25 protein-coding genes and 1 riboswitch are annotated in these 22,187 nt (G+C 32.8%); of the genes, 4 read left to right on the top strand and 21 right to left on the bottom strand.

Going from position 1 to position 22,187, the window contains the following annotated elements; translation table 11 throughout:
• Positions 1 to 8: 8 nt before the first annotated feature.
• The 8 genes from CAB05_RS08400 to rluB all read right to left on the bottom strand — a co-directional run bounded on the left by CAB05_RS08400 (position 9) and on the right by rluB (position 9,302).
• Positions 9 to 1,043, bottom strand: coding sequence for a FecCD family ABC transporter permease (locus CAB05_RS08400; RefSeq protein ID WP_087999371.1), 1,035 nt, complete (start codon positions 1,041 to 1,043; stop codon positions 9 to 11).
• On the bottom strand, positions 1,009 to 1,968 hold the full coding sequence (locus tag CAB05_RS08395; protein ID WP_087999370.1) for an ABC transporter substrate-binding protein: 960 nt from the start codon (positions 1,966 to 1,968) through the stop codon (positions 1,009 to 1,011). The genes CAB05_RS08400 and CAB05_RS08395 overlap by 35 nt, the downstream gene beginning before the upstream one ends.
• A 127-nt stretch (positions 1,969 to 2,095) precedes the next feature.
• A riboswitch (cobalamin riboswitch) is annotated at positions 2,096 to 2,269 on the bottom strand.
• 70 nt (positions 2,270 to 2,339) lie between these two features.
• Positions 2,340 to 4,124 (bottom strand): ATP-binding protein, encoded by a 1,785-nt coding sequence (locus CAB05_RS08390; RefSeq protein ID WP_087999369.1) that lies wholly within the window; start codon positions 4,122 to 4,124, stop codon positions 2,340 to 2,342.
• On the bottom strand, positions 4,124 to 4,843 hold the full coding sequence (locus tag CAB05_RS08385; RefSeq protein ID WP_087999368.1) for a response regulator transcription factor: 720 nt from the start codon (positions 4,841 to 4,843) through the stop codon (positions 4,124 to 4,126). The genes CAB05_RS08390 and CAB05_RS08385 overlap by 1 nt, the downstream gene beginning before the upstream one ends.
• Before the next feature lie 220 nt (positions 4,844 to 5,063).
• A complete protein-coding gene (gene ccsB / locus CAB05_RS08380; RefSeq protein WP_087999367.1) occupies positions 5,064 to 6,230 on the bottom strand; it encodes a c-type cytochrome biogenesis protein CcsB in 1,167 nt (388 codons plus the stop codon).
• 12 nt (positions 6,231 to 6,242) lie between these two features.
• Positions 6,243 to 7,865: a cytochrome c biogenesis protein ResB gene (resB, locus tag CAB05_RS08375; protein WP_087999366.1), complete on the bottom strand. Its 1,623-nt coding sequence runs from the start codon at positions 7,863 to 7,865 to the stop codon at positions 6,243 to 6,245.
• Between the two features lie 28 nt (positions 7,866 to 7,893).
• Complete coding sequence (resA, locus tag CAB05_RS08370) at positions 7,894 to 8,421, bottom strand: thiol-disulfide oxidoreductase ResA (RefSeq protein WP_087999365.1); 528 nt, start codon at positions 8,419 to 8,421, stop codon at positions 7,894 to 7,896.
• Between the two features lie 152 nt (positions 8,422 to 8,573).
• The gene (rluB, locus tag CAB05_RS08365) at positions 8,574 to 9,302 is read right to left on the bottom strand and encodes a 23S rRNA pseudouridine(2605) synthase RluB (RefSeq protein WP_087999364.1); all 729 of its coding nucleotides are present in this window, start codon (positions 9,300 to 9,302) and stop codon (positions 8,574 to 8,576) included.
• A gap of 329 nt (positions 9,303 to 9,631) precedes the next feature.
• On the opposite strand from rluB, the gene CAB05_RS08355 reads away from it, so the two are divergent.
• Together CAB05_RS08355 and CAB05_RS08350 are read left to right on the top strand one after the other, a co-directional pair.
• Positions 9,632 to 9,910 (top strand): hypothetical protein, encoded by a 279-nt coding sequence (locus CAB05_RS08355; RefSeq protein WP_087999362.1) that lies wholly within the window; start codon positions 9,632 to 9,634, stop codon positions 9,908 to 9,910.
• Positions 9,911 to 9,976: 66 nt separating this feature from the next.
• A complete protein-coding gene (locus CAB05_RS08350) occupies positions 9,977 to 10,249 on the top strand; it encodes a hypothetical protein (RefSeq protein ID WP_235821399.1) in 273 nt (90 codons plus the stop codon).
• Positions 10,250 to 10,376: 127 nt separating this feature from the next.
• Here the strand turns inward: CAB05_RS08350 and CAB05_RS08345 are convergent, their stop codons facing one another.
• From CAB05_RS08345 to CAB05_RS08285, 13 genes are all read right to left on the bottom strand, one after another.
• Positions 10,377 to 10,850 (bottom strand): S-ribosylhomocysteine lyase, encoded by a 474-nt coding sequence (locus CAB05_RS08345; protein WP_087999361.1) that lies wholly within the window; start codon positions 10,848 to 10,850, stop codon positions 10,377 to 10,379.
• A gap of 25 nt (positions 10,851 to 10,875) precedes the next feature.
• Entirely contained in the window at positions 10,876 to 11,517 is a 642-nt protein-coding gene (locus CAB05_RS08340; protein WP_087999360.1) for a class I SAM-dependent methyltransferase, read from the bottom strand.
• Entirely contained in the window at positions 11,518 to 12,672 is a 1,155-nt protein-coding gene (locus CAB05_RS08335) for a bifunctional cystathionine gamma-lyase/homocysteine desulfhydrase (protein WP_087999359.1), read from the bottom strand. It lies immediately after the preceding gene.
• Between the two features lies 1 nt (position 12,673).
• Positions 12,674 to 13,597 carry a PLP-dependent cysteine synthase family protein gene (locus CAB05_RS08330; RefSeq protein ID WP_087999358.1) on the bottom strand — a complete coding sequence of 308 codons (924 nt, stop codon included), beginning with the start codon at positions 13,595 to 13,597 and terminating at the stop codon, positions 12,674 to 12,676.
• Positions 13,598 to 13,781: 184 nt separating this feature from the next.
• The gene (locus CAB05_RS08325) at positions 13,782 to 14,312 is read right to left on the bottom strand and encodes a spore maturation protein (protein ID WP_087999357.1); all 531 of its coding nucleotides are present in this window, start codon (positions 14,310 to 14,312) and stop codon (positions 13,782 to 13,784) included.
• The gene (locus CAB05_RS08320; protein WP_087999356.1) at positions 14,313 to 14,906 is read right to left on the bottom strand and encodes a nucleoside recognition domain-containing protein; all 594 of its coding nucleotides are present in this window, start codon (positions 14,904 to 14,906) and stop codon (positions 14,313 to 14,315) included.
• Positions 14,899 to 16,044: a D-alanyl-D-alanine carboxypeptidase family protein gene (locus CAB05_RS08315; protein WP_087999355.1), complete on the bottom strand. Its 1,146-nt coding sequence runs from the start codon at positions 16,042 to 16,044 to the stop codon at positions 14,899 to 14,901. The genes CAB05_RS08320 and CAB05_RS08315 overlap by 8 nt, the downstream gene beginning before the upstream one ends.
• A 445-nt stretch (positions 16,045 to 16,489) precedes the next feature.
• On the bottom strand, positions 16,490 to 17,413 hold the full coding sequence (locus CAB05_RS08310) for a superoxide dismutase (RefSeq protein ID WP_087999354.1): 924 nt from the start codon (positions 17,411 to 17,413) through the stop codon (positions 16,490 to 16,492).
• 108 nt (positions 17,414 to 17,521) lie between these two features.
• Positions 17,522 to 18,502: an aromatic acid exporter family protein gene (locus CAB05_RS08305; protein WP_158093216.1), complete on the bottom strand. Its 981-nt coding sequence runs from the start codon at positions 18,500 to 18,502 to the stop codon at positions 17,522 to 17,524.
• A 201-nt stretch (positions 18,503 to 18,703) separates the two neighbouring features.
• A complete protein-coding gene (locus CAB05_RS08300; protein ID WP_087999352.1) occupies positions 18,704 to 19,198 on the bottom strand; it encodes a DUF3907 family protein in 495 nt (164 codons plus the stop codon).
• A 17-nt stretch (positions 19,199 to 19,215) separates the two neighbouring features.
• On the bottom strand, positions 19,216 to 19,614 hold the full coding sequence (locus tag CAB05_RS08295; RefSeq protein WP_087999351.1) for a hypothetical protein: 399 nt from the start codon (positions 19,612 to 19,614) through the stop codon (positions 19,216 to 19,218).
• Between the two features lie 73 nt (positions 19,615 to 19,687).
• Positions 19,688 to 20,269 (bottom strand): SMC-Scp complex subunit ScpB, encoded by a 582-nt coding sequence (gene scpB / locus CAB05_RS08290; RefSeq protein WP_087999350.1) that lies wholly within the window; start codon positions 20,267 to 20,269, stop codon positions 19,688 to 19,690.
• Positions 20,269 to 21,039, bottom strand: coding sequence for a segregation/condensation protein A (locus CAB05_RS08285; RefSeq protein ID WP_087999349.1), 771 nt, complete (start codon positions 21,037 to 21,039; stop codon positions 20,269 to 20,271). The genes scpB and CAB05_RS08285 overlap by 1 nt, the downstream gene beginning before the upstream one ends.
• Before the next feature lie 418 nt (positions 21,040 to 21,457).
• Here CAB05_RS08285 and CAB05_RS08280 point away from each other — a divergent pair, with 418 nt between their 5' ends.
• Together CAB05_RS08280 and CAB05_RS08275 are read left to right on the top strand one after the other, a co-directional pair.
• Positions 21,458 to 21,568 (top strand): YjcZ family sporulation protein, encoded by a 111-nt coding sequence (locus tag CAB05_RS08280; protein ID WP_087999348.1) that lies wholly within the window; start codon positions 21,458 to 21,460, stop codon positions 21,566 to 21,568.
• Between the two features lie 108 nt (positions 21,569 to 21,676).
• A complete protein-coding gene (locus CAB05_RS08275; protein WP_158093215.1) occupies positions 21,677 to 22,180 on the top strand; it encodes a DUF309 domain-containing protein in 504 nt (167 codons plus the stop codon).
• Positions 22,181 to 22,187: the final 7 nt, after the last annotated feature.

The following is a 22,187-nucleotide window of genomic DNA, read 5'->3' as shown; positions in this document are numbered from 1 at the left end:
GTTTCCCTCTATTTCTTTTTGAGTTGAAGTAAAATAATTGCAAAGATAGGTGCGCCAATTAAAGATGTAATAACACCTATTGGTAATTCTCTTGGGGCTAATATGACTCTAGAAATAATGTCAGAGCCTATTAAAAAGATTGCTCCGTTTATCATTGATAATGGTAGTAGCTTTCTATGTAACGGTCCTACGATTGCTCTTGTATAATGTGGAACGACTAATCCCACAAATCCAATTGTACCTGATACTGCTACAGCTGCACCTGATAAAATACTACCTGTAAATAAAATTAAATAAGTAACTTTTTTAACATCAATCCCTATATGTTTTGCATTTGTACTACCAAATGTCATTGCATCTAGCTGTCTATTTTGGCTAAATAAAATGAGAAAGGATAAAATTAAAAATGGTAATAGTGTGATTGAATACTGTATACCTCTTCCTCCGATATTCCCCATTAACCAGCCGATTACAGAGCGTAATTCATTATCAGAAAATGTAATAAACAATGATAATAAGGCCGAACAAAATGAGCTAATGATGATACCGCCTAAAATAAGTGTTTCAACATTCAATGATCGATCTAATTTTCTTACAAAAACAATCAATAGTAATAGTGTAAAAAAACCAAACAGAATACTGACTACAGGTAATGTAAAATAAGTTACGATTGGTAAGCTAATCTGAAAAAACAAGACAAAAACTGCCCCTACAGATGCCCCTGAGGAAACACCTAGTGTAAAAGGATCAGCTAAGGGATTCTTTAATATACCTTGAAAGGCAACTCCTGCTAATGCGAGACACGCCCCCACTAAACCCGCTAATAATACTCGAGGTACTCTAATATTCATGACAATCGTTTGAATATCATCAGGGACGAAATTAGTTTTAAAAAACGCATCTGAAAAGCTTTGAATAATAGAATAAAAGGGGATCGATGTTGATCCTATCGAAACCCCTAAAATAAATAATAACAATAATACAAATGATGGTAGTAAAAATATATTCTTATTTAAAAACCTCTGGATAAACCGCCTTTGCAATTTCTTCTACTCCTTCAACAAGTCTTGGACCAGGTCTTGATGTTGTATCAGCATTAATATCAAAAACTCGTTTATTTTTAATTGCATTTACAGATGTCCAATTTTTTCTTTCTAAAACAACTTTCTCTAAATCAGGAACATAATCACCGTATGTAGTTAATATAACATCTGGATTAGCCTTTATTGCAGACTCTTCACTATACATTACCCAGCCTTTTTCTTTTTCTGCAACGTTTTTCGCGTGAATAATTGAAATCATTTCATTAAGAAACGTTCCATTGCCTGCAGTGTATATTTCAGGTGGTCCTGAAATTTCTAACCAAACTAATGGATTCGTGCCAATATTAGCAGTTTTATCGCTGATTTTCTCTAATTTTTCTTTCATATCACTTACAACTTTTTTTGATTCATCAAGTTTTCCAGTGATCTGTCCAATTTCTTTAATTGTATCATATACGTCATTTATTGATTCAGCATTTTTCACAACAAACACTGTAATCCCAGCTTGTTTTAATTGTTCCAAACCATCTGCGGATATACCTAGGCTTGATTCATGAGCTAATACTAAATCTGGTTGAAGTGAAATAATTTTCTCAATGTTATAAGTCATATCAGCATTATTTCCACCAACCTTGTCGATCCCTTTCACTTCCTCAGGATAGTTATCAAAGTCAGTTACACCAATCACGTTTTTTCCTTTTCCAATTGAGAACAAGATTTCTGTATTACTTGGTATTAATGAAATAATTTTTTTAGGCTCTTCTTTAATCTCAATTTCTTTATCAGTTGAATCTTTTACTGTTAAAGGAAATTGTGCAACTTCAGTTTTTGGTACATTTGTTTCTTTTTGTGCTGTTTCACTGTTGCACCCAAATAAACCTAAGCATAATAATACGACAAACAAACTTGATACGATTTTCTTCATATTTCTCCCCCTAGTATGTTGGAAAGCATAAAAAACCCCATTCATATAATTGAACGGGGGTCGAAACAACATAATTATACAAGTAAAACTTGCAACTGCTGCTTCAAATTCTCACTCCCCGAAGAATTGAAAACGGATGAATTTAGCAGGTCTACTGACTTTGCTTCAACCTACTCCGACCTTCCCATTCCGATGGAACAGTGGTTTGTTCGTTTCGTCCACATTACAGTTGCGGGGACAGTTCTGGACTTTACCAGATTCCCTATTATGCGATTATCGCACTAAATTCATCAATATTTCATTATATTAATCGTAAAGTATAATAAGTGAGAATTCAATTATTTTATTTAATTGTTTTATATGAAACAAGATTACTCTACAACTTTTTCATTTATTCGTATAAAATGTGGTATTTTCACTTTAAATGTCGTACCTTGCCCTATTTCGCTGAATACTTGAATAGAACCGCCATGAGCGTTCACGATATTCTTAACAATTGATAAACCAAGGCCTGTTCCACTCTTACCTCTAGTACGTGCTTTATCGGCTTTATAGAACCTTTCAAACACAAATGGTAAATCTTCGGTAGAAATACCTGCACCTGAATCAATGAATTCAAAAATAGTCTCTTCACTATTTTGCGAAACAGAAACGATGATTCTGCCATTTTCATTGGAATGTGTAATGGCATTTACTATTAAATTTGTAAAAACTTGTTCCATTCGATCTTCATCGATTAAAATAGTAACTTGTATAATATCATCTAATTCACCAAAAAGTGACACGTTCTTCTCTCTTGCTAGCGCTTTAAATTTTCGAATAATACGATCTACAAATGGAATGACTGGTACTGGTTCACGATTTAATTCGGTAAAACCATTTTCCATACGCGCAAGGTCTAATAAATCATTTACTAATCTACTCATCCTTAATGATTCATCGTATATAATTTGTGACAGCTCCTGCATCTCTTCTTTAGACTCTGCAACGCCATCAACGATTGCTTCACTGTAGCCTTGTAATAATGAGATTGGTGTCCTTAACTCGTGAGATACATTTGCAATAAAATCTTTTCTCATTTTTTCTAATCGTCTTTGTTCTGTTACATCTCGAATAACTGCAACAACACCGCGGATATTTGTTTGATTGTATAATGGTGACATCACAATTTGCCAATTACCTTGGTCTAAATTCAATTCAATAAATTGCTTCTTTTCGCTTTCCACTACTAGTTTATATAAATCTAATAAGTCTTTTGTCAAAACTAGTTCTGAATCTTTCTCAAATTCATCATCATTTAACATTTTTAAAAATCGTTCAGCCGGTGGATTAGTCGTGACAATACTACCTTCATTGTTGATCGATATAACTCCGTCTACCATACTCGTAATGATATTTGATACTTTCTCTTTTTCTTGTTTTAACGCATTCATATTAAAGTTTAACTTTTTACTCATTTTATTAAAAGAATAAGCAAGTTCACCAATCTCATCATTTGAGTGAATCGGAACTTTTGCATCAAAATTTCCTGATGTCATATCACCGACCACTTCTTTCATTTTTCTAAGTGGCGCAGTAATTTTTGATGAAAGGAAAAACGAGAAGAAAGTCGTTAAAACAATCCCAATTGAAGCAGCAAGTAATACAAAATTTGTTGTTTGATGAATCATCCCTTTAACGGGCTGCAATGATTGATACATATAGACAGCACCATAATGATTTTGATCCTTTATTGCTATACCAACTACTAACTTTTCTCTTTCACTATTCTTACCGTATACAAGTCTTTTACTAACATCTTCTTTGTATTCAATCGTTCTATTTAAAACATGATCTTTTTGAATTTCTTCAAAGGGTAATTCTTGAATGCCGTATTTATTATTTGAGTACCAAGGTTCTTCATCTTCAATAGAAATGATCACTCTCGAATAACGATTTACAATATTATTGGATAAGTACTCAACATCTGAAATTGATTGGCCTTTCTCGATTAACCCAGCTATTTTCGTTGCATCATCTTTCATATTTTGTACTTGAAGGTCAATATAAAATTTTTCAAAGAATCCTATGAGCACAAATGTTAAAAAAGATAATACAAGCGAAACTAGTAATATAATTGTAAGCCAGAGCTTACCAACTAAACTTCTTAAAATCATTACTCCTGACCTACCTCAAATTTATAACCTACACCCCAAACAGTTACGATCATTTTAGCCGCATCTTCAGAGCATTTACTAAGTTTTTCACGTAATCGTTTTACGTGTGTATCAACAGTACGTAGGTCTCCAAAGAAATCATATTGCCATACCGATTTTAACAATGTCTCTCGGTCAAACACTTTATCTGGTGATTTTGCTAAAAATAATAACAGTTCATATTCTTTTGGTGTTAAGCTAACTTCTTCACCTTCAACGATTACTTTATGTGCATCATTATCAATCGTTAAATGGGTGAAAACAACTACATCCTTTGCAGAAGAATTGTCCGAGGTGAAGACTGGCATATTTGATGAACGTCTTAATAAAGCTTTTACCCTAAGTACTACTTCACGCGGGCTAAATGGTTTAATAATATAATCATCTGTACCTACTTCAAATCCTTGAACACGATTTGTTTCTTCACCTTTTGCAGTAAGCATAATAACCGGTGTCGTTTTAACTTTTCTTAACTCTCTACAAACTTCAATTCCATCTATTTTAGGCATCATTAAATCTAACAGTATAAGTGAGTAATCATTTTTTAACGCTAATTCTAACGCATCCTCACCATTGTCTGCTTCATCAATCAAGTATCCATCACGCTCTAAATACATTTTTAGTAAACGTCTAATTCGATCTTCATCATCTACAATTAATATTTTTATGTTTTGGTCCATTTTAATTAAACCCCCTTTACATAATTTTACATAATAAAAATTGTATATTCTAGTCCAATTTGTGAACATTTTTACATAATTCTATGAACTTATTATTTCCATCAAGTCCATAATTAAAGCAAAAAAGACAGAATAAAGTAAACTAGCATACTTTATTCTGTCTTTAATTATAATACATCCAATTTCTGTCGTACTAATTCGAATGTCATCCGCTTATCTTTTAAGCGTATGAATGTAGTCCAGCTATGATTAAGTTAACAGCAATTAGGTTGAACATGATGATTGCAAAACCAAGTACAGCCAACCAAGCTGATTTTTCCCCTTGCCAGTTACGTTTAAAACGTAGGTGCAAGAATACTGCGTAGAATAACCATGTAATTAATGCCCAGTCCTCTTTAGGATCCCAGCTCCAAAATCTTGTCCAAGCAATTTGAGCCCAAATCATCGCAAAGATTAAACCACCTAAAGTAAAGACAGGGAACCCAATCGCTACCGCACGATATCCGATTTCATCTAATAAATCACTATCAACCTTTTGAACAAAAGGTTGTAAAAATGCGCCAATTCGCTTTCTAATGATTAATCGAATCACTAGATAAAGCGCAATCCCTGCAAAAATTGACCAAATAACTGTATTTAGTTTTTTCGCATTGATTAAAGCCGGCATTTCGGCTAATGCTTCAAATTTACCTTCTGTTGTTAATTCACCTTTATGTGGGCCAACAATCGATGGTAAATTGTAGATCATTTCCTCTTTTACACCGTCTTTATTAACCCAATTGTATTTCGCTTCGTAACCTGATGCATTAAATGCAGTTGAAATTAGAATGAACGCTACAACAGTTACTAAGAAATATAAAACAGCTTCAAGCCAGAAAGTTTTCTTCGTAGACTTTGACTGATTAATATTTTTTATCAAATAAATTAAACCAGTTATAAAACTAATCGCTAAAATCGCTTCACCTAAAGCAGCAGTTGTTACGTGAATATGTAACCAGTAACTTTTTAATGAAGGAACCAATGGTTTAATCTCATGTGGGAACACAGTTGCATAAGCAATAATAATAATTGCAATTGGTAATGCAAATAATCCAATAATATTTAATCGGTAAATAAAATGGATCAGAATGAATGCTAAAATTAACATCATTCCAAAGAATGTAATAAACTCAAATAGATTACTTACAGGTGCATGACCCGCTGCAATCCATCTTGTAATAAAATAAGTGATTTGTGATAAAAACCCTAAAATAGTGATTGATATTCCTATCGTAGCCCATCTATTAGGTCCATGATCGTTTACTTTCAACGAGCCACCAAAAAAGAAAGTAGCTACGATGTAACATATAAACGAAATAAATAAGAAATTACTACTTAGCTCGTACATATTTTCCCCCTATTAAACACTTTTTTCAGATTGTTGATCGATTGGCAATTCAATCTTAGTGTCACCCAACACTTTTTTCAACTCTTGTTTTAAACCATAATAGTTTTTATTTGTAAATGCTGCAATCCAAATTTCCCCATCTTGATTTTGGATCCAAACTCTTCGATGATACCAGTACATACCTTGGATTACACCAATCATAAAGATTGTTCCTCCAATGCCTAGTAACCAAAGTGTTAAATCTTTACGAACTGTTAATCCAGTCGAATCTTTCGTTTCAATACCAGCAAACGTCATTTTATATTTATTTACACCATCTGGCTCTATGTTTTGTTTAATTGCAACGAATGCAACTTCACCTTTTGGCGTCTCTGGTGTCGTCATTTTAAATACAAATGCCGGATTATTTGGTTTTCTTGTTTTTGTATCAGGAACACCATCTGAATTGAAATAAAAGTCAGGAAAATAGTTTCTAAGCTCTACTTTGTATCCATTCTTTAAATCATAAACTTCTTTTGGATTTTGTAAGTCTACTTTTAATGGACCTAATTTCTTACCAGTTTTTTTATCTTCAAGTGTAAATAAAAATGCACTAAACTCTCCAATTTTATAGTCTACTTGATATAAAGCAAAATTTTGGAATTTTAAAGGTTCATTTACTCGTATATTAAAATCTTTTACTTTTGTTAGTTTCGGCTCTTCACCAGGAATTAAATTCCCTTGACGTTTATATAATGTTACGTCAGCTTGATAATTTTTTGGAATTTTATCATTACCAAAACGTTCAATTGCTTCTTCGTAAACTTTTCCTTCAGTTTTCTTATTATAAGTTTCCATATGGAAGTCATTTAGCTTAATATAATAATTTTGATTCGTACCAACGATTGGCTTTAATTCGCCTTCTTGAACCCATAGCGCTTTATCTAAATACATCCCTGGCACATATCTTAACATTACGCCAATTAAAAAAATGATTAATCCAATATGGTTAACATAAGGACCCCAACGAGAGAATCTACCTTTTTCAGCAAGTATATTACCGTTTTCTTCACGAATTTTATAACGTTTCTTTATTAGGCTTTTCTTTGCTTTTTCAATTTCCTCAGTGATGTTTTCCACTTTCGTTGTTCCAAACATTCTTTGTCTCTTTAAAAAGCCTGGATGTCTAGTCACCGTTTGTTTATTCAAAGCTTTATAAAGTGGAACAATACGATCTAAACTACAAATTACTAGTGATATTCCAATTGAAGCTACTAGTAACATGAACCACCAAGAGTTGAAGGTATTATCTAGTCCAATAAAGTCATAGATTTTACCGAATGTACCATATTCATCTTGGTAATAAGTTGTTGGATCTGCAGTTGGTGGAAGTAAATCTCTTTGAGGAAAAATTGTTCCAAGTGCAGCAGCTATCAATGTAATGACAATAATGACTACAGCAACTTTTACTGAAGAAAAAAACGTCCATACTTTATCAATAAAAGTTTGATTGTTTACGATCGAGCGTCGTGCTGTACCCTCATATTTCATATCAAGTAGGTCAGTGGCAGTTTCGTCCTGCGGCTTCCCACAGGATTCACAGATTACTGTTCCAACATGATTCAAATGCCCACATTCACATTTAAAAGTCTCCATATCTTTTCCCCTAACTCATTTTACAGCATCATTTTGGTAATATTTCTTTAATATAATTTTCAAAAGAAGTTGATGTCATTTGACCAGTTACAATTCTTTTTACTTTTCCATCAGGACTTACAAAAAATGTAGTCGGTAATGGATTCACACCATAAATGTTTAAAATCTCTTGATCTTTATCAATCGCAATCGGGAATGTAAGTTTATAATCGCTTACAAATTTTTTCACGGAAAACTCTGACTCATCTGCATTTAACGCAAATAATTCAATGCCTTGATCTTTATACTTTTGATATAACTCATTCATAAAAGGCATTTCACGTTTACAAGGCTCACACCAAGTACCCCAAAAATTAACGATGACACCTTTTCCTTTCTGCTCAGAAAGTGTAAATTTATCTTCAGAATTCAGTTCAGTTAATGCAAAGTTAGGTGCAGTACTCCCTTTGCTTACCACTTCATCTTCCTTAAAGAAATTTATGTAAAAAGTATAACCGATTGCAGCAACCATAATTAAAAGGATTAGTGTACGAATTAACGTTCTATTTTTTTTCATATAAGCAGTTCCTCCCATATGTAAGAATATCATTATTTCCTATTCTTGAATAGAAATATGAAGGTACGAAACAAAAGACTAAATATTCTAACATCTATTCTACATAATTGTTTTCACGCAAGAAAAAACTCGGCAATGGCCGAGTCTTTTTGTCAACGTGGCTTTGCTGAAGCCATCGCTCTTAATTGTTTTACCTCATGTGGTGATAACTCTCTTGCATCACCAGCAGTTAATCCAGATAAATCTAAGAACGCATAACGCTCACGTTTTAACTTCATAACAGGAGTTCCGATCGCCTCAAGCATTCTTTTTACTTGACGGTTTCTACCTTCATGAATGACCAATCTAATGATTGCAGTGTTTTTCTTCTTATCAAGTGAAATCATTTTTACCTGAGCTGGGGCTGTTTTTCCATCTTCTAGTACAATTCCACGTTCTAATTTACGCAACTGCTCTTTAGTTGGAATCCCTTTTACTTTCGCAATATATTCTTTATCAATTTCATACTTAGGATGCTGTAGTAAATTCGAGAATTCACCATCATTCGTTAAAAGAATAATTCCTGATGTATCGTAATCCAATCTGCCTATTGGAAAAATTCGTTGTGGAATCATTGGAAAGAAATCCGTTACGACTTTTCTACCTTTATCATCAGACACACTAGAAATGACGCCAGATGGTTTATATAAAATAAAGTATACTGGTTCTTCTTTATCGATTGGAACTTCATCCACTTCAACTTTATCGTTACTAGTAACCTTTACACCAAGTTCAGTAACAATTTGACCATTTACTTTAACTTTTCCTTCTTTAATTAATTCTTCTGCTTTACGTCGAGAAGCAATCCCGGCTCTAGCAATAACCTTTTGCAATCTTTCCATTCGCTCAATTCACCTCTTCAACCATCATACAGATTTATACGACTGAATACAAGTTGAAAAGTGTAAAAAGCTTGTCCGAGCTCAAAAGGGATTCATTTATAAACTTTAAATGAAGAAATATGCTCTCCAAATCAAAGGTATTAGGGCTTTGATAGATCAACAATTTTTTATAATATTAGGCAAGCAACAAACTATGTATCGTTTTGACCCACCAAAATGTCTTATTTCAGAAAAGAATCCGAATGTCAGTTTTCAACTCTATCACTTTACGAATATTTTAGGAAAGGTCACATATAATTTACTAGATTTGCAGAAATGAGGTATTCAAAATGAATTTAACATTAAAACACCCTTCAGCATTTGATCGTACAAAGGTCATTTCCCCTGGAAGTGTTCTAATCACAAAGAAGCATGAAACGGTTTATATGCTTGTATATGAGGAGAATGAAGAGGAATATCCTTATGTACTTGTTTCATTGTCAGATGCTAGATTAGTTCAAAATTACGATATTATGCCTACCTTAGGTGATATAGAAGATTGGATTGGAGAAATTACTATGGTTACCCAAAAAAATAAACTCGCCATTACAATTCAAGCAAATTATTAATCAAAAGTTTATTCAAACAATAAGGTGTCAATACTATATCTATTAACTTAAAAAGGAGAATACAATATGAATTATTCTTTTAATCCATCAATAAAATATAATTCAGTTGGGTCGTTTAAACTAGGCGATGTATTTTTTACTTCTCATAAACCTTCGAAAGCATACAAGCTAATCTATGATTCTACAGAAACAAATTATCCCTATATCCTATTATGTTTAGATGATGCAATTTCTATCCAAAGTTTTGATGAAATACCTACAATTGAAGATATTGAAGAAAATATTGGTGAAATCAAGTTTACAGTACCTAAAGAAAAATTACTGCTTGTCATCAATTAAGAAGTTTTTCTTAAATAAAAAAACGCCATCTATTACCTCACTTTCTAAATGTTAGTTATGTCTAACATTTAGTAAGTGAGGTAAATTATTGATGACGTTTTATGTTTTTTTTATTTACATATTTACATTAAGCAAAGACACTTGCTAGTTTTTCGTCTGTTTGTTCGCTCCAATATTTCAACCACTTTTTAGCACCTTCAAGATCATGAAGTTTCGCTTGACCACATTGTAGTTCATTTGCAGCTGGCACTTCTTCAACTTGAATTCCTAATTCAGCTGTTTTACGTAATAATGCAATTACGTCTGAAATTGACGGTTCTCCCGCAATTATTAAATAGAAGCCTGTTTGGCAACCCATTGGTGATAAATCGATGATTTTGAATGGTTCACCTGCTGGCACTGCTTCTCTTACATTTAAAGCTAATAAATGCTCTAATGTATGAATTGTTGCAGGCTGTAACGCTTGTTTGTTTGGTTGGCAAAAACGGATATCATATTTTGTTACAACTCCATCTGTACCAACTTGGTGTGTTCCACAATGTCTAATATACGGTGCAACTACTTTTGTATGATCTAATTCAAAACTTTCTACTGATGGCATATTTATTTCCTCCTAAAAAATCTCTCTATAGTTTTTTTGCTTCTACAATCCAAACAAAATCATTAAATTGTTGGAAACTGACTGAAAATCCATTTTTTTCGAAATGAGAACGAATAACTGGTATTAATGGATAATATTCTCTTTTCAAGTCATCTCTTAAATCGATGAAATTGGCTTGATCTGCCTTTGTAATTTCATTTTGAAATGCTTCCTCTGTTTGGAACATCGTATCTGCAAAAATAATTTTTCCGTTTACTGGTAACAATGAATGATATAGTTTAATAGCCTCATATTTTTCATCATCTGTTAAATGATGAAAAACATAAGAACTTACAATTGTATCAATTTGTTGAGTTGGTTTTGGAAAATCAATTAAATCTCCATCATGAATGACAATATTTTCACCTAATTTTTTAGAGGCAATTAGTCTCATTTCTGGTGATGGTTCAATCGGAAATACTTGTTTGTTAGAATCGATTAAAAGCTTTGTTAAATTACCAGTACCAATTCCAAATTCAAGTACATTTTCCCCACTTCGTTTTACAATTTCATCTAAAATTTCATCATAACGTCGGAATACTTCTTTATACTCTGCATCCTGACCTTGAACGAATGAATCATAACTTTCAGCCCAACCTGTGAATACATCTAAAAATTCTCTGCCCATTTATCTCACCCTTGATGTTTCAAATATTAACGCCTGTTCTAAGTCTTCTTTTAAATCCTCTAAATCTTCAAGTCCAATAGATAAACGAATTAATTCATCTGAGATACCTGATGCTAATCGTTTTTCTCTCGGAATAGAAGCGTGAGTCATTTTTGAAGGAATCCCTACAAGACTTTCAACTGCTCCTAAGCTTTCCGCTAGTGTAAACCATTTTAATTTCCCTACAAATACTTCAGGATCTAAACCTTCTTGTAGTTCAAATGATAGCATTCCACCAAAACCACTACTTTGTTGTTTAGCTAACTCGTGATTTGGATGCGTATCTAAACCTGGATAGAATACTTTATTTACATTTGGATGTGCATTTAATAATTTTGCAATTTCATGAGTGTTTCTTTCATGCTCTTCCATTCTAATTCCTAATGTTTTAATTCCACGTTGTAATAACCAGCTGTCATTTGGACCAAGCACGCCGCCGATTGAATTTTGATAAAATCCAATTTCTTCAGCAAGCTCTACGTTATTTGTCACAACAATACCTGCTACAACATCACTATGGCCACCTAAATATTTCGTTCCACTATGAACGACAATATCAGCTCCAAGTGTTAATGGCTGTTGCCAGTATGGTGTTGCAAATGTGTTATCTACAACCGTTAATAGATTATATTCTTTTGCAATTTTTGATACACCTTTAATATCTGTAATTTTCAACAATGGATTACTTGGTGATTCAATAAAGATTGCTTTCGTGTTTGGAGAAATAACTTCTTCAACTAGTGCTAAGTTACTTGTATCCACAAATGTTGCTGTAATGCCTAAGTTTGATAATACTTTTGTTAATAAGCGATACGTACCACCATATACATCATCACCAACGACAATATGATCTCCCGTCTTAAACAAACTAAATACTGTATGAATTGCCGCCATACCTGAAGCAAATGCAAAACCAGCTACACCGTGCTCAATATCTTTCATTAATTCTTCAAGCGCATGACGTGTTGGATTGCCTGTTCTGGAATATTCAAAGCCTCTATGCTTGCCAACAGCATCTTGCTTATACGTACTCGTTTGATAAATTGGAACACTAACTGCACCCGTAGCTTCATCTCTACTTATTCCTCCATGAATTAACGCTGTCTTTTTCTTCATATTAATATCCTCCGCTATATATGTTTTTACTTAGGTATCTTTCACTGCTATCTGGAAAAATTGTTACAATTGTACTTCCTGGTTCAGCTTTTTCAGCTTCTTTTAAACTTGCATAAAGTGCTGCCCCAGAAGAGCTTCCTACTAGTAATCCTTCTTTTCTTGCAATTTCTTTTACTAAATGAAATGCATCTTTATCAAGTACTGTATAGATTTCATCAAATAAATTGGTATCTACAAAACCTGGAATGAATTCCATTCCAATACCTTCTGTATCGTGTAAACCGGGCTCGCCTCCATTTAATATAGAACCTTCCGGCTCAACGATTACAGTTTTTACATTCTTACAATTTTCTTTTAAATACTGGGCTGTTCCAGTAAATGTTCCACCACTACCAGCTCCAGCGACGAATACATCTATTTTGCCTTCCAATTGTTCAACAAGTTCCGGCGCTAACGTTTTATAATAAGTTCTAGGATTTGCTTCGTTACTAAATTGAGAAGGTACAAATGAATTTGGTATTTCTTTTGATAACTCATTTGCTTTTTTAATTGCACCAGTCATACCTTCTGACGTTGGAGTGTTTACAATTTTTGCACCAAGCGCTCTCATTAAAGTTTGTTTTTCCAAGCTGAACTTCTCTGGTACAACGAAAATAACATTCACTTCATACTTTAATGCTGCTAGTGCCAAACCAATACCAGTATTACCTGCGGTTGGTTCAATAACTGTGCCTTCTTTTTTTAGCTTTCCCTCTTTAAATGCACTTTCTAGTAATTCCATCCCAAGTCTGTCTTTTACACTTCCACCAGGATTACAATATTCTAGTTTTGCAAATAATCTAGTGCCCTTTGGTAAAGGAAAAGATGTAATTTCAAGTAATGGTGTTGATCCAATCAGTTCGTGTACTGACTTTACAACTTTCATAATTTCAAGCTCCTTTATGCCACAAAAAAAGGTTAGTTTCTTCCAATCCATTATATGCAACATGGGTAAAATTGAACGTTGTCTTAATACCAACTATTCTTATTGGTATTATAAGATATTTATTTTTATCACGCAATAAAAAAGTACTTTTATACCTTTCAATTAGGAATAAAAGTACTTTACATTAAGTAAAGAATATCGTTACAAATACAATAGAAAAGATAATGCTAAGTGCGTCCGCAAGTAAACCAACCTTTAAGGCATCGCCCATTTTTCGAATCCCTACAGCACCAAAATATACCGTTAAAACATATAAAGTTGTATCAGTACTACCTTGCATAGTTGACGCAAGTCGTCCGATAAAAGAATCTGGTCCATACGTTTTAATTAGATCGGCTGTAATACTTAAACCTGCCGATCCAGATATTGGGCGAATAATCGCCAGAGGAAATACTTCTGCTGGTATACCAAGAGAGGCTAGTAAAGGACGGAGAAGTTCAACACAAAATTCTAAGGCACCAGAAGCTCTAAATATTGATATTGAAACTAACATACCAACTAAAAACGGAATTAATTGAACTGCAATTGTAACCCCTTCTTTTCCGCCTTCTACAAATGATTCGTAGGTAGGAACCTTTTTCCATGTTCCATGAATTAAGATGACTGCGATGATAAAGGGAATGATATATAGCGAGATTGTATTCATAACCCCCATTTATCTTCTCCCCTTTCGATTACGTCTTCTTGCAAAAAAGCTATTTATCAATAATCCACCAATAAATGAAACGACTTGGGCAAGAATCGTAACCCCGACAATTTCAGTCGGATTAGCTGAATGATAAGACATTCTAATTCCGATTACTGTAGTTGGGATTAATGTTATTGCACAAGTATTAAGCGTAAGAAACGTGATCATATCATCACTTACTTCTTGGCTATTTTTATTTAATACCTTTAATTGCTCCATTGCTTTAATACCTAATGGAGTAGCAGCGTTACCTAGACCAAATAAATTGGCAACCATATTTGACATAATATAACCAAGCGCAGGGTGGTCTTTTGGAATTCTCGGAAATAAAAACGTAAGAAATGGCTGAAATAGCTTTGATAAAATTTTTAATAAACCTGATTCTTCTGCAATTCTCATTAATCCTAACCAAAATACAAGCACACTGACTAAACCAATACAAATGGTAATCGCTTGTTTCCCTCCATCAAACACCGCTTTATTAACTTCCTCGATTGTCCCATTTATCATCGCAAATACAAAACCAATAATCGTAAGAGCAACCCAAATGATATTAACCATTTGAGTGCTCTCCCATTAAGTTTAATAACATTTCTTTACTTTGCTCAAAAACCTCTTTAGTAAAAACTTTAACTTTACTTTTACTATAAAAAATATTCCTAGTTCCTAATTGTTCACCTTCTAATTCAATGATTGCTTTACCAACAATTTCATCATTCTCAAATCGTTTATCAGTCGTTTTTTCCAATTCAATCGTCACAGTAACTTGTTCTTTCTCTTTTTCGTCTAGTGGATAAAAGAAATCATTTTTCAAATAAACATGACCTTTATAAATCTTGTCCTTAACTTCTCTAATTCCGCCCTTACTCATTACTTTTGTTAAAGGGTAATGATCAAATCCGTATTCAAATAGTGCCATATGGTCTTGCCAATCTTGACCATCATTTAAAGTGACAACAATTAAATCCATTCCGTTTTTCGATGCAGTCGATACGAGTGTTCTTCTAGCTTTTTTAGTGAAGCCTGTTTTTCCACCTGTACTATACTTGTACATAAATGTCAGTAATTTATTTTTATTTTTCCAAACATAATCCCAAGACTCTGCTGTATTTTTTGCTCTATGTAATTTTGTTCCAGCTATTTTTGCATACATTGGATTTTCCATTGCGTATCTTGTAAGAAGTGCCATATCATAAGCTGAAGAATAATGTTCCTTCCCATTTTCATCTAAACCGGATGGATTACTAAAAAAAGTATTGGTCATCCCAATTTCTTTCGCTTTTTCGTTCATCATATAAACAAAACCTTCAATACTACCACCCACTGTTTCAGCAATAGCATTAGCAGCATCATTACCGGACCTAAGCATTAAACCATACACTAAATCTTCCAGTTTAATTTTTTGACCTGGTTTTAAATAAATAGAAGAACCTTCAGTTTGAACTGCTCTCGAACTAATCGTAACTGTATTTTTAAGTTTTCCTGACTCAACAGCTAAGATTGCCGTCATAATTTTTGTAATACTCGCAATTCGTTCGGGGTCATGCATTGCTTTTCCATATAAAATTCTTCCTGTTTTTTGATCCATTAGCACCGCATTTCTAGCACTAACTCCTCCAAATGCTTTTACATTATTCGTTGGAATTATTATTCCAATCAGAAATAAGCTAATGATTCCTAATATTAGCCATTTTTTCATTTTCGCATCACTCCACAGTTAGTCCTAATTAGTACAAGTTTACGAATTGAAAGATAAAAAAATGACTTTTTTTTAAGAAAAAATGCCGAATACTTTTCCTTTGAAGGGAAAAGTATTCGGCATTATCTTTTTATTGGTTATGTTAAAAGAAGATTGTTGATTTCCACTCCAGTTAGCTCGCTTTCCGCGTGGGGTGCACCTGGCCCACACGATGTGGGTCATTCATGCGTTACGACAGGAAATCGTGGTATTAGCATACCTACCTTTATTCGCGTCTTGCGGGGTCTCAGCTGTCCCGTATCTCCCACAGGAGTCGAGCACCTACCGCTCCAATCAACTTCTTAATGAATCGGTTGGTTTTCTTTTAAAAACATTTCTATAAAACATTTTTTGAAGAATGAGGCTATTTTTCAATATCAAATATTTACTTAATCAGACACTATCATTAATAAAATGGCTTCCATTTTAATTGGCTTGCATATTCATATCGGTAATTCACATCATCCCAGTTAACAATGTTCCAAAAATTATTAACATATGAATCTTTGTCAAACTTATATTGAAGATAATATGCGTGCTCCCAAACGTCTAAAACAAGCAATGGAATCGTATCCCATTGTGTAAAGAATTGGTGTTTTTCTGTTTGCAAAATTTCGAGTCGATTCGCTCTTGGGACCCATACTAAAATAGCCCAACCTACACCTTCAACTTTTTTGGCTGCCTGAGTAAAGTGCTCTTTAAATTTCTCATAACTTCCAAAATCATCTTCTATTTGTTTTAACAGTTCTGCTTGAGGTTTCCCTCCGCCTGATTTACTTAAATTATTCCAAAAAATAGTGTGTAAATAGTGCCCCGAACCATGAAATGCTAGCTCCCGCTCCCAATGCTTTAATAAATCGTATTGATTATTCTTTCTCGCTTTTTCAAGTTCAATTTCTGCCTTATTTAAACCATCTACGTAGCTTTTATGATGTTTATCATGATGAAGAATCATAATTTCTTTTGAAATATAGGGTTCTAATGCATTATATGGATAAGGTAGTGGCGGTAATTCGTGTTTACCAATTTCAATTTTTTCTTCCACTTCCATAACTCGATATGCATAACTATCATCATATTCTTCTTCATTTAATAAAGATATTAATCTTTCTTGGATATCGTCTACATCCATAGAAATTTCATCTAAAAATGAATTTTGATCCACATAATAACTCGTTGTACCCATACGATTTAGTAATAATTTTACTTTATATTCTAATAGTTCCTTTTCCTGTAGTTGATCAAATCTTTCTGCAAGTAATTGCAAGACGTTTCCACACCAATCCTCAACTTCTTGAAAGTAAGTGATCAGTTCAGATTGATTTACCATATTCCACCTCCACAGAGAAAATGCATTCTCTTCTACTTTCAATTGTATGATGGTTATGATAACGGTATTACCGGTAAGAAATAAGGACTAATTATTAGAATAGCTATTTTATTCTGTCTCTAGAACCGTACGATGTTCAGCATAAAACTCAAGTTTTAGAGTAATGACTTTTTCTAGTTCATACACAACCTTCATTAAATTTGCTCGCGTTTCAAATTCATCTCTTGTTTTTGGTAAAGGCATTCTTTTGAATTCTTGCATCATATGGTTAAATTCTCCTAACAATTCAATACCAGTTGATTTTTCCTTCAAATAAACACCAGTATCCTCAAAAAATTCAGCAATGATCTTAGCATGCTCAAAGTTTATATCAATTTGTTTTAAGATCGGTATGATTTGATTGGTGATGATTTCAAATTGTCTTTCTCTCATTTCAAAATATGTTAAGTAGTAAACGTTTGTTTTAATAAAACTATTTTCAACTTGTCTAAATGCTAATGCTTTCGCATTTTGTAATAAAATATTTGTTTCATTTATGTATTCTTCTAAATCCTCATCTTTGCCTTTCATTTTTAATGAAATCCCTAACAGGAGCATTTTAAAATTTTGTTCGATTTTCTTTTGTGTCTCGACCATTTTCTTTTCAATACTCGGCATATATGTATTCATAATCAACGCGATCCCAATTCCAATTGCAAGGATTAATACTTGATTATACAAAAAGCCAATAGACCTATCAGTACTAACATAAATCTGCAAGACAATCACCGAACTCGGAATGATGCCTTCTTGTAACTTTAACGCTACTAGTAAAGGGATCGTTAGTAAGAAATAAATAACAACTGTTAGAGGATGGTAGCTTAAGTATTCAAACAACATCCATCCAAAAAACATTGCAATAACAGAAGCAATAAATCTTTGAATCGCTACAAAAAATGATTTTCGCTTTGTATTTTGGATACTTAATAAAGTGACCACAGCCGCTGTACTATAATTTTGCAAATGCAATGCTTCTGCGATGATCAGTGATATTCCGCTTCCAATTGCGGTTTTGATCGTTCTTTGTCCTATTGAAAATATAGATTTCATTTTTCTTCCTCTTCTCATTCAAAACAATTTATAACATATTGTAACGTAAATAATAAGAAAAAGACGAGAAACATTTACATTTTCTAGTCTTTCAGACAGTCTGAATCTCTTGGTTTTTATATTTTGTCTACAAACTAAAAGACTAGAAACATTTTCTAGTCTTTACCTTTTAAATATAATTTACAATTTATGAATGAATCATTACTGTTTATATTGTTGCATCTTCTTAGTCGAATAATCAGTTTCATAATACTCAAGTTCTTCTCTCATTTGTTGAAAAACCTTTTCTAATTTTGCAAACAATGCTTGAATTGAATGAGGTACTTCTTTATAAAAAGTTATCGCCTGATTGCCAGTGTATGCAGCACGACTATTTTCATACCACGCATCATTTTTTGGAGAGAAAAACTCCGCAATACATCTGTGATAAATTTTATGTAATGTTTCTTCTGCAGTTGCCTTATGAAACCCTCCACTTAAAATCTTCTCACAAACTTCCCTTGCATCCTCACAATAAACCGAAATTCTACGCAAAGAAGTAAGAATACTTTCCATATACGATTGATTGATAGTTGAATTTTCCTGTTGAAATGACGGTAAAGAATGTTTATTTAAAAACATATTACACTCTAATCCCACAATACCTAATTGATGACCAACTATTTTTAATTGATGCTCTACCATCTTATTCGACATTGTATTCCCTCCATAAATTAGATCGTTACTTCAACTCTTTTACTTGTACTTTGTTTAATTCCTCTTGCATATCCAACTAATTGATCAAAATCTACACCTTTTAGCTCGTTAACGAACTCATTTATTTCATTTATATAAATTCGTTTACGACCACGATAAGATGGATTATTAATAATAAAAGCAAGAGCTACTAAATCGCGGAAATAAATTGACTCTTCTCCATTATCATAAAGTACAGTTGTTTTCACTTCACTCAATTCTGGAAGCTGTTCTTCAAAAAATCTTACATATAATACTGAAGTTACAAGTTTTTGACCATTATATTCATATTCAACTTCTGAACGATTAAAAAAGTCTTCTGAAGTGTTTGACTGAGCTTTTACTAATTCATATCCATGACAATTATAAATATACAATTCTTTCACCCTCCAAAGATTTCCATAGTATTAGTGTAACATAGTATGGTTAGATAATTGCAGAATTTTTTAACTAATCTTCCTTTTCAAACTTACTAAAAAATAAATCAGCTTCTTCCTCAATTTCTTCCATTTTTAGATCCTCTGGAAGTGGTGGTAGTTCTTTAATATTTTTCAAACCAAAATAATCTAAGAACTCAGATGTTGTACCATATAAAATTGCTCGCCCAGTACCTTCAGCACGACCTACTTCTTTAATTAAATATTTCGAGACAAGCGTTTGAATTGGTTTTTCAGTTTTCACGCCACGTATATCTTCAATTTCTGTACGAGTTATTGGCTGTTGATACGCAACGATTGCCAATGTTTCAAGTGCTGCTTGAGATAAAGATGAATTTGATGGGCTTTCAATTAGCTTTTTAAAGAATTCTCCATGTTCTCTTTTTGATGTTAATTTATATCGATTTGCTAAAATTCTTACTTGTAATCCTCTGGATGATTTATCATATTCTTTCTTTAAGCTCTCGATTAAATCTAACACTTCAGTTTGAGTACATTCTAACGTATCCGATAATTCCAGAATTGAAATCCCTTCATCTCCAGCAACGAATAATAGGCCCTCAAGAACACCTATTAATTTTTGTTCATTTTCCATTACGAGTACACCTCATCTTGCTTTTTTTCGAATATTTCTCGTGAAGTTAGAAAAATTTCCGAAAAATTTTGTTCTTGCTCTACAATAATTTCTTTTGTTTTCATTAACTCTAAAATTGCTAAAAATGTAACAACGATACTTTCCTTGTCATTATATGGGAATAAACTAATAAAATTAGTACGTTTCTTTAGTTGTTTTAAATAGTCAACAATTTCACCCATTCTTCGTTCAATGGAAATTTCTTCTCGGACTATTTTTGTTTGCAATGGTTCTTGAAGCTTTTTTCGTTTAAACAGTTTTTGTAACGCGCCTAACATATCATAAATCGTTACATCGGTTGGCATTGTAATATCCTCAGGTCCTGGCCCATATTCAGATAAGTCAGTAGGATTACGGGTAAAAATCATTGCCCGCTCAGATTCTTTTTCCTGAAATACATTTGCCGCTTCTTTAAATTGTTTATAAACTAATAATCGATTCATTAATTCTTCTCTAGGATCTTCTTCAAAAACAGCATCCCAATCAGCTTGTTCTTCATGATTCGGTAGGATGCTTTTACTCTTCATTGCTAACAACTCAGCTGCCATTACTAAATACTCACTTGCAATATCTAACTCTAATTCTTTCATTGTATGAATATATAAAACGTATTGATCGGTAATTTCAGATACAGGTATATCGTATATATCAATTTCAAATCGTTGAATTAAATGCAGTAATAAATCCAAAGGACCTTCAAATGCATCAATTTTAACTTCATATTGCTTCACAAACTTTTCACCAACTTACTAATATGATTGCTCCGTTAAACATGATTGTTGATTTCTACTTACGAGAGCTTGATGTTCATTGTCTTTCGGTAATCCTCTTCGTGATTTTCGCCATAACAATCAACCTGTCCAGTTCTCTAACAAAGGACTTGCGCCTTTCTATCAACTTCTTATTTTATCGTTTATTTATTTTCAATTCATTTGCTTTTGAATAATAAACAGTAACAAAGCCTTATGATAAAAATTATATCTCTTATCAGTATAAAGGATAATTGAACAAAACTGTATAGTGAAAAGGATTTTTTGGATTTGAAATAACTTTGTTTAAGAAATCTTTAGATATCCGCCTATACCAATTTTATATAAATTCATAATATATGAATGCAAGAAGAATTATTTGCAGTAAGGAGGGTTAATCATGAGTAAAGGCGGCAATGTATCTCCAGGATACGGACATGGTAATGGCTTTGCTTTAATCGTAGTATTATTTATCTTATTAATCATCGTTGGATGTGCTTTCATCTGTTAGTTTAACTTGTGAATAAACAAAATGTGAAAGCCTAGACATTGTTCTAGGCTTTCTTCTTTTTTATTATTTGGCTTTCTGTTACATTTATTATCAAAGAGGTGAAGAATTTTGGTACATTATAATCAAAACGAACGCTACATAAAATATTTGTGTCATTTCCACTATGACCATGATTTCTTTGAATGCCACGAAGTACTTGAAGAACAATGGAAACTAGAGCTTAATAATGAATATAAAAAAGTTTGGCTCGGTCTCATCCGACTAGCTGTTGTGCTATACCATTATCGTCGTGGAAATTATACCGGTGCAAAAAAATTAATGCGCCATGTCCATGCATATGCAAATGACCCTACACTTACTAAAATGGCTGGACTTGATCATAAAGCTTTTCAAGAAATCGTAAATAATTTACAAGCTAATATAAACGACCACAAACAATACAAACACTTTCATTTGCCAATTAAGGATCAAAAATTATATCAACAACTCATAAAACAAAAAAATAACTATTCATCATTCACTGAAGATTTGATCCATAAACATAGTACAAGGGACAGATCAGACGTAATCTCTGAACGAAATAAACAACTTCAAATAAGAAAAAATCAATAACAAAAAA

Source organism: Gottfriedia solisilvae (assembly GCF_002128405.1).
In the GTDB taxonomy this organism is placed as follows: Bacteria; Bacillota; Bacilli; order Bacillales; family Bacillaceae_G; genus Gottfriedia; species Gottfriedia solisilvae.
This window is presented reverse-complemented; position numbering and strand designations above follow the sequence as displayed.

Coding starts and splice junctions, on each gene's coding strand:
- CAB05_RS08395 (WP_087999370.1), bottom strand. CDS start 1,968: ATGAAGAAAATCGTATCAAGTTTGTTTGTCGTATTATTATGCTTAGGT.
- CAB05_RS08390 (WP_087999369.1), bottom strand. CDS start 4,124: ATGATTTTAAGAAGTTTAGTTGGTAAGCTCTGGCTTACAATTATATTA.
- CAB05_RS08385 (WP_087999368.1), bottom strand. CDS start 4,843: ATGGACCAAAACATAAAAATATTAATTGTAGATGATGAAGATCGAATT.
- ccsB (WP_087999367.1), bottom strand. CDS start 6,230: ATGTACGAGCTAAGTAGTAATTTCTTATTTATTTCGTTTATATGTTAC.
- resB (WP_087999366.1), bottom strand. CDS start 7,865: ATGGAGACTTTTAAATGTGAATGTGGGCATTTGAATCATGTTGGAACA.
- resA (WP_087999365.1), bottom strand. CDS start 8,421: ATGAAAAAAAATAGAACGTTAATTCGTACACTAATCCTTTTAATTATG.
- rluB (WP_087999364.1), bottom strand. CDS start 9,302: ATGGAAAGATTGCAAAAGGTTATTGCTAGAGCCGGGATTGCTTCTCGA.
- CAB05_RS08355 (WP_087999362.1), top strand. CDS start 9,632: ATGAATTTAACATTAAAACACCCTTCAGCATTTGATCGTACAAAGGTC.
- CAB05_RS08350 (WP_235821399.1), top strand. CDS start 9,977: ATGAATTATTCTTTTAATCCATCAATAAAATATAATTCAGTTGGGTCG.
- CAB05_RS08345 (WP_087999361.1), bottom strand. CDS start 10,850: ATGCCATCAGTAGAAAGTTTTGAATTAGATCATACAAAAGTAGTTGCA.
- CAB05_RS08340 (WP_087999360.1), bottom strand. CDS start 11,517: ATGGGCAGAGAATTTTTAGATGTATTCACAGGTTGGGCTGAAAGTTAT.
- CAB05_RS08335 (WP_087999359.1), bottom strand. CDS start 12,672: ATGAAGAAAAAGACAGCGTTAATTCATGGAGGAATAAGTAGAGATGAA.
- CAB05_RS08330 (WP_087999358.1), bottom strand. CDS start 13,597: ATGAAAGTTGTAAAGTCAGTACACGAACTGATTGGATCAACACCATTA.
- CAB05_RS08325 (WP_087999357.1), bottom strand. CDS start 14,312: ATGGGGGTTATGAATACAATCTCGCTATATATCATTCCCTTTATCATC.
- CAB05_RS08320 (WP_087999356.1), bottom strand. CDS start 14,906: ATGGTTAATATCATTTGGGTTGCTCTTACGATTATTGGTTTTGTATTT.
- CAB05_RS08315 (WP_087999355.1), bottom strand. CDS start 16,044: ATGAAAAAATGGCTAATATTAGGAATCATTAGCTTATTTCTGATTGGA.
- CAB05_RS08310 (WP_087999354.1), bottom strand. CDS start 17,413: ATGGTAAATCAATCTGAACTGATCACTTACTTTCAAGAAGTTGAGGAT.
- CAB05_RS08305 (WP_158093216.1), bottom strand. CDS start 18,502: ATGAAATCTATATTTTCAATAGGACAAAGAACGATCAAAACCGCAATT.
- CAB05_RS08300 (WP_087999352.1), bottom strand. CDS start 19,198: ATGTCGAATAAGATGGTAGAGCATCAATTAAAAATAGTTGGTCATCAA.
- scpB (WP_087999350.1), bottom strand. CDS start 20,269: ATGGAAAATGAACAAAAATTAATAGGTGTTCTTGAGGGCCTATTATTC.
- CAB05_RS08280 (WP_087999348.1), top strand. CDS start 21,458: ATGAGTAAAGGCGGCAATGTATCTCCAGGATACGGACATGGTAATGGC.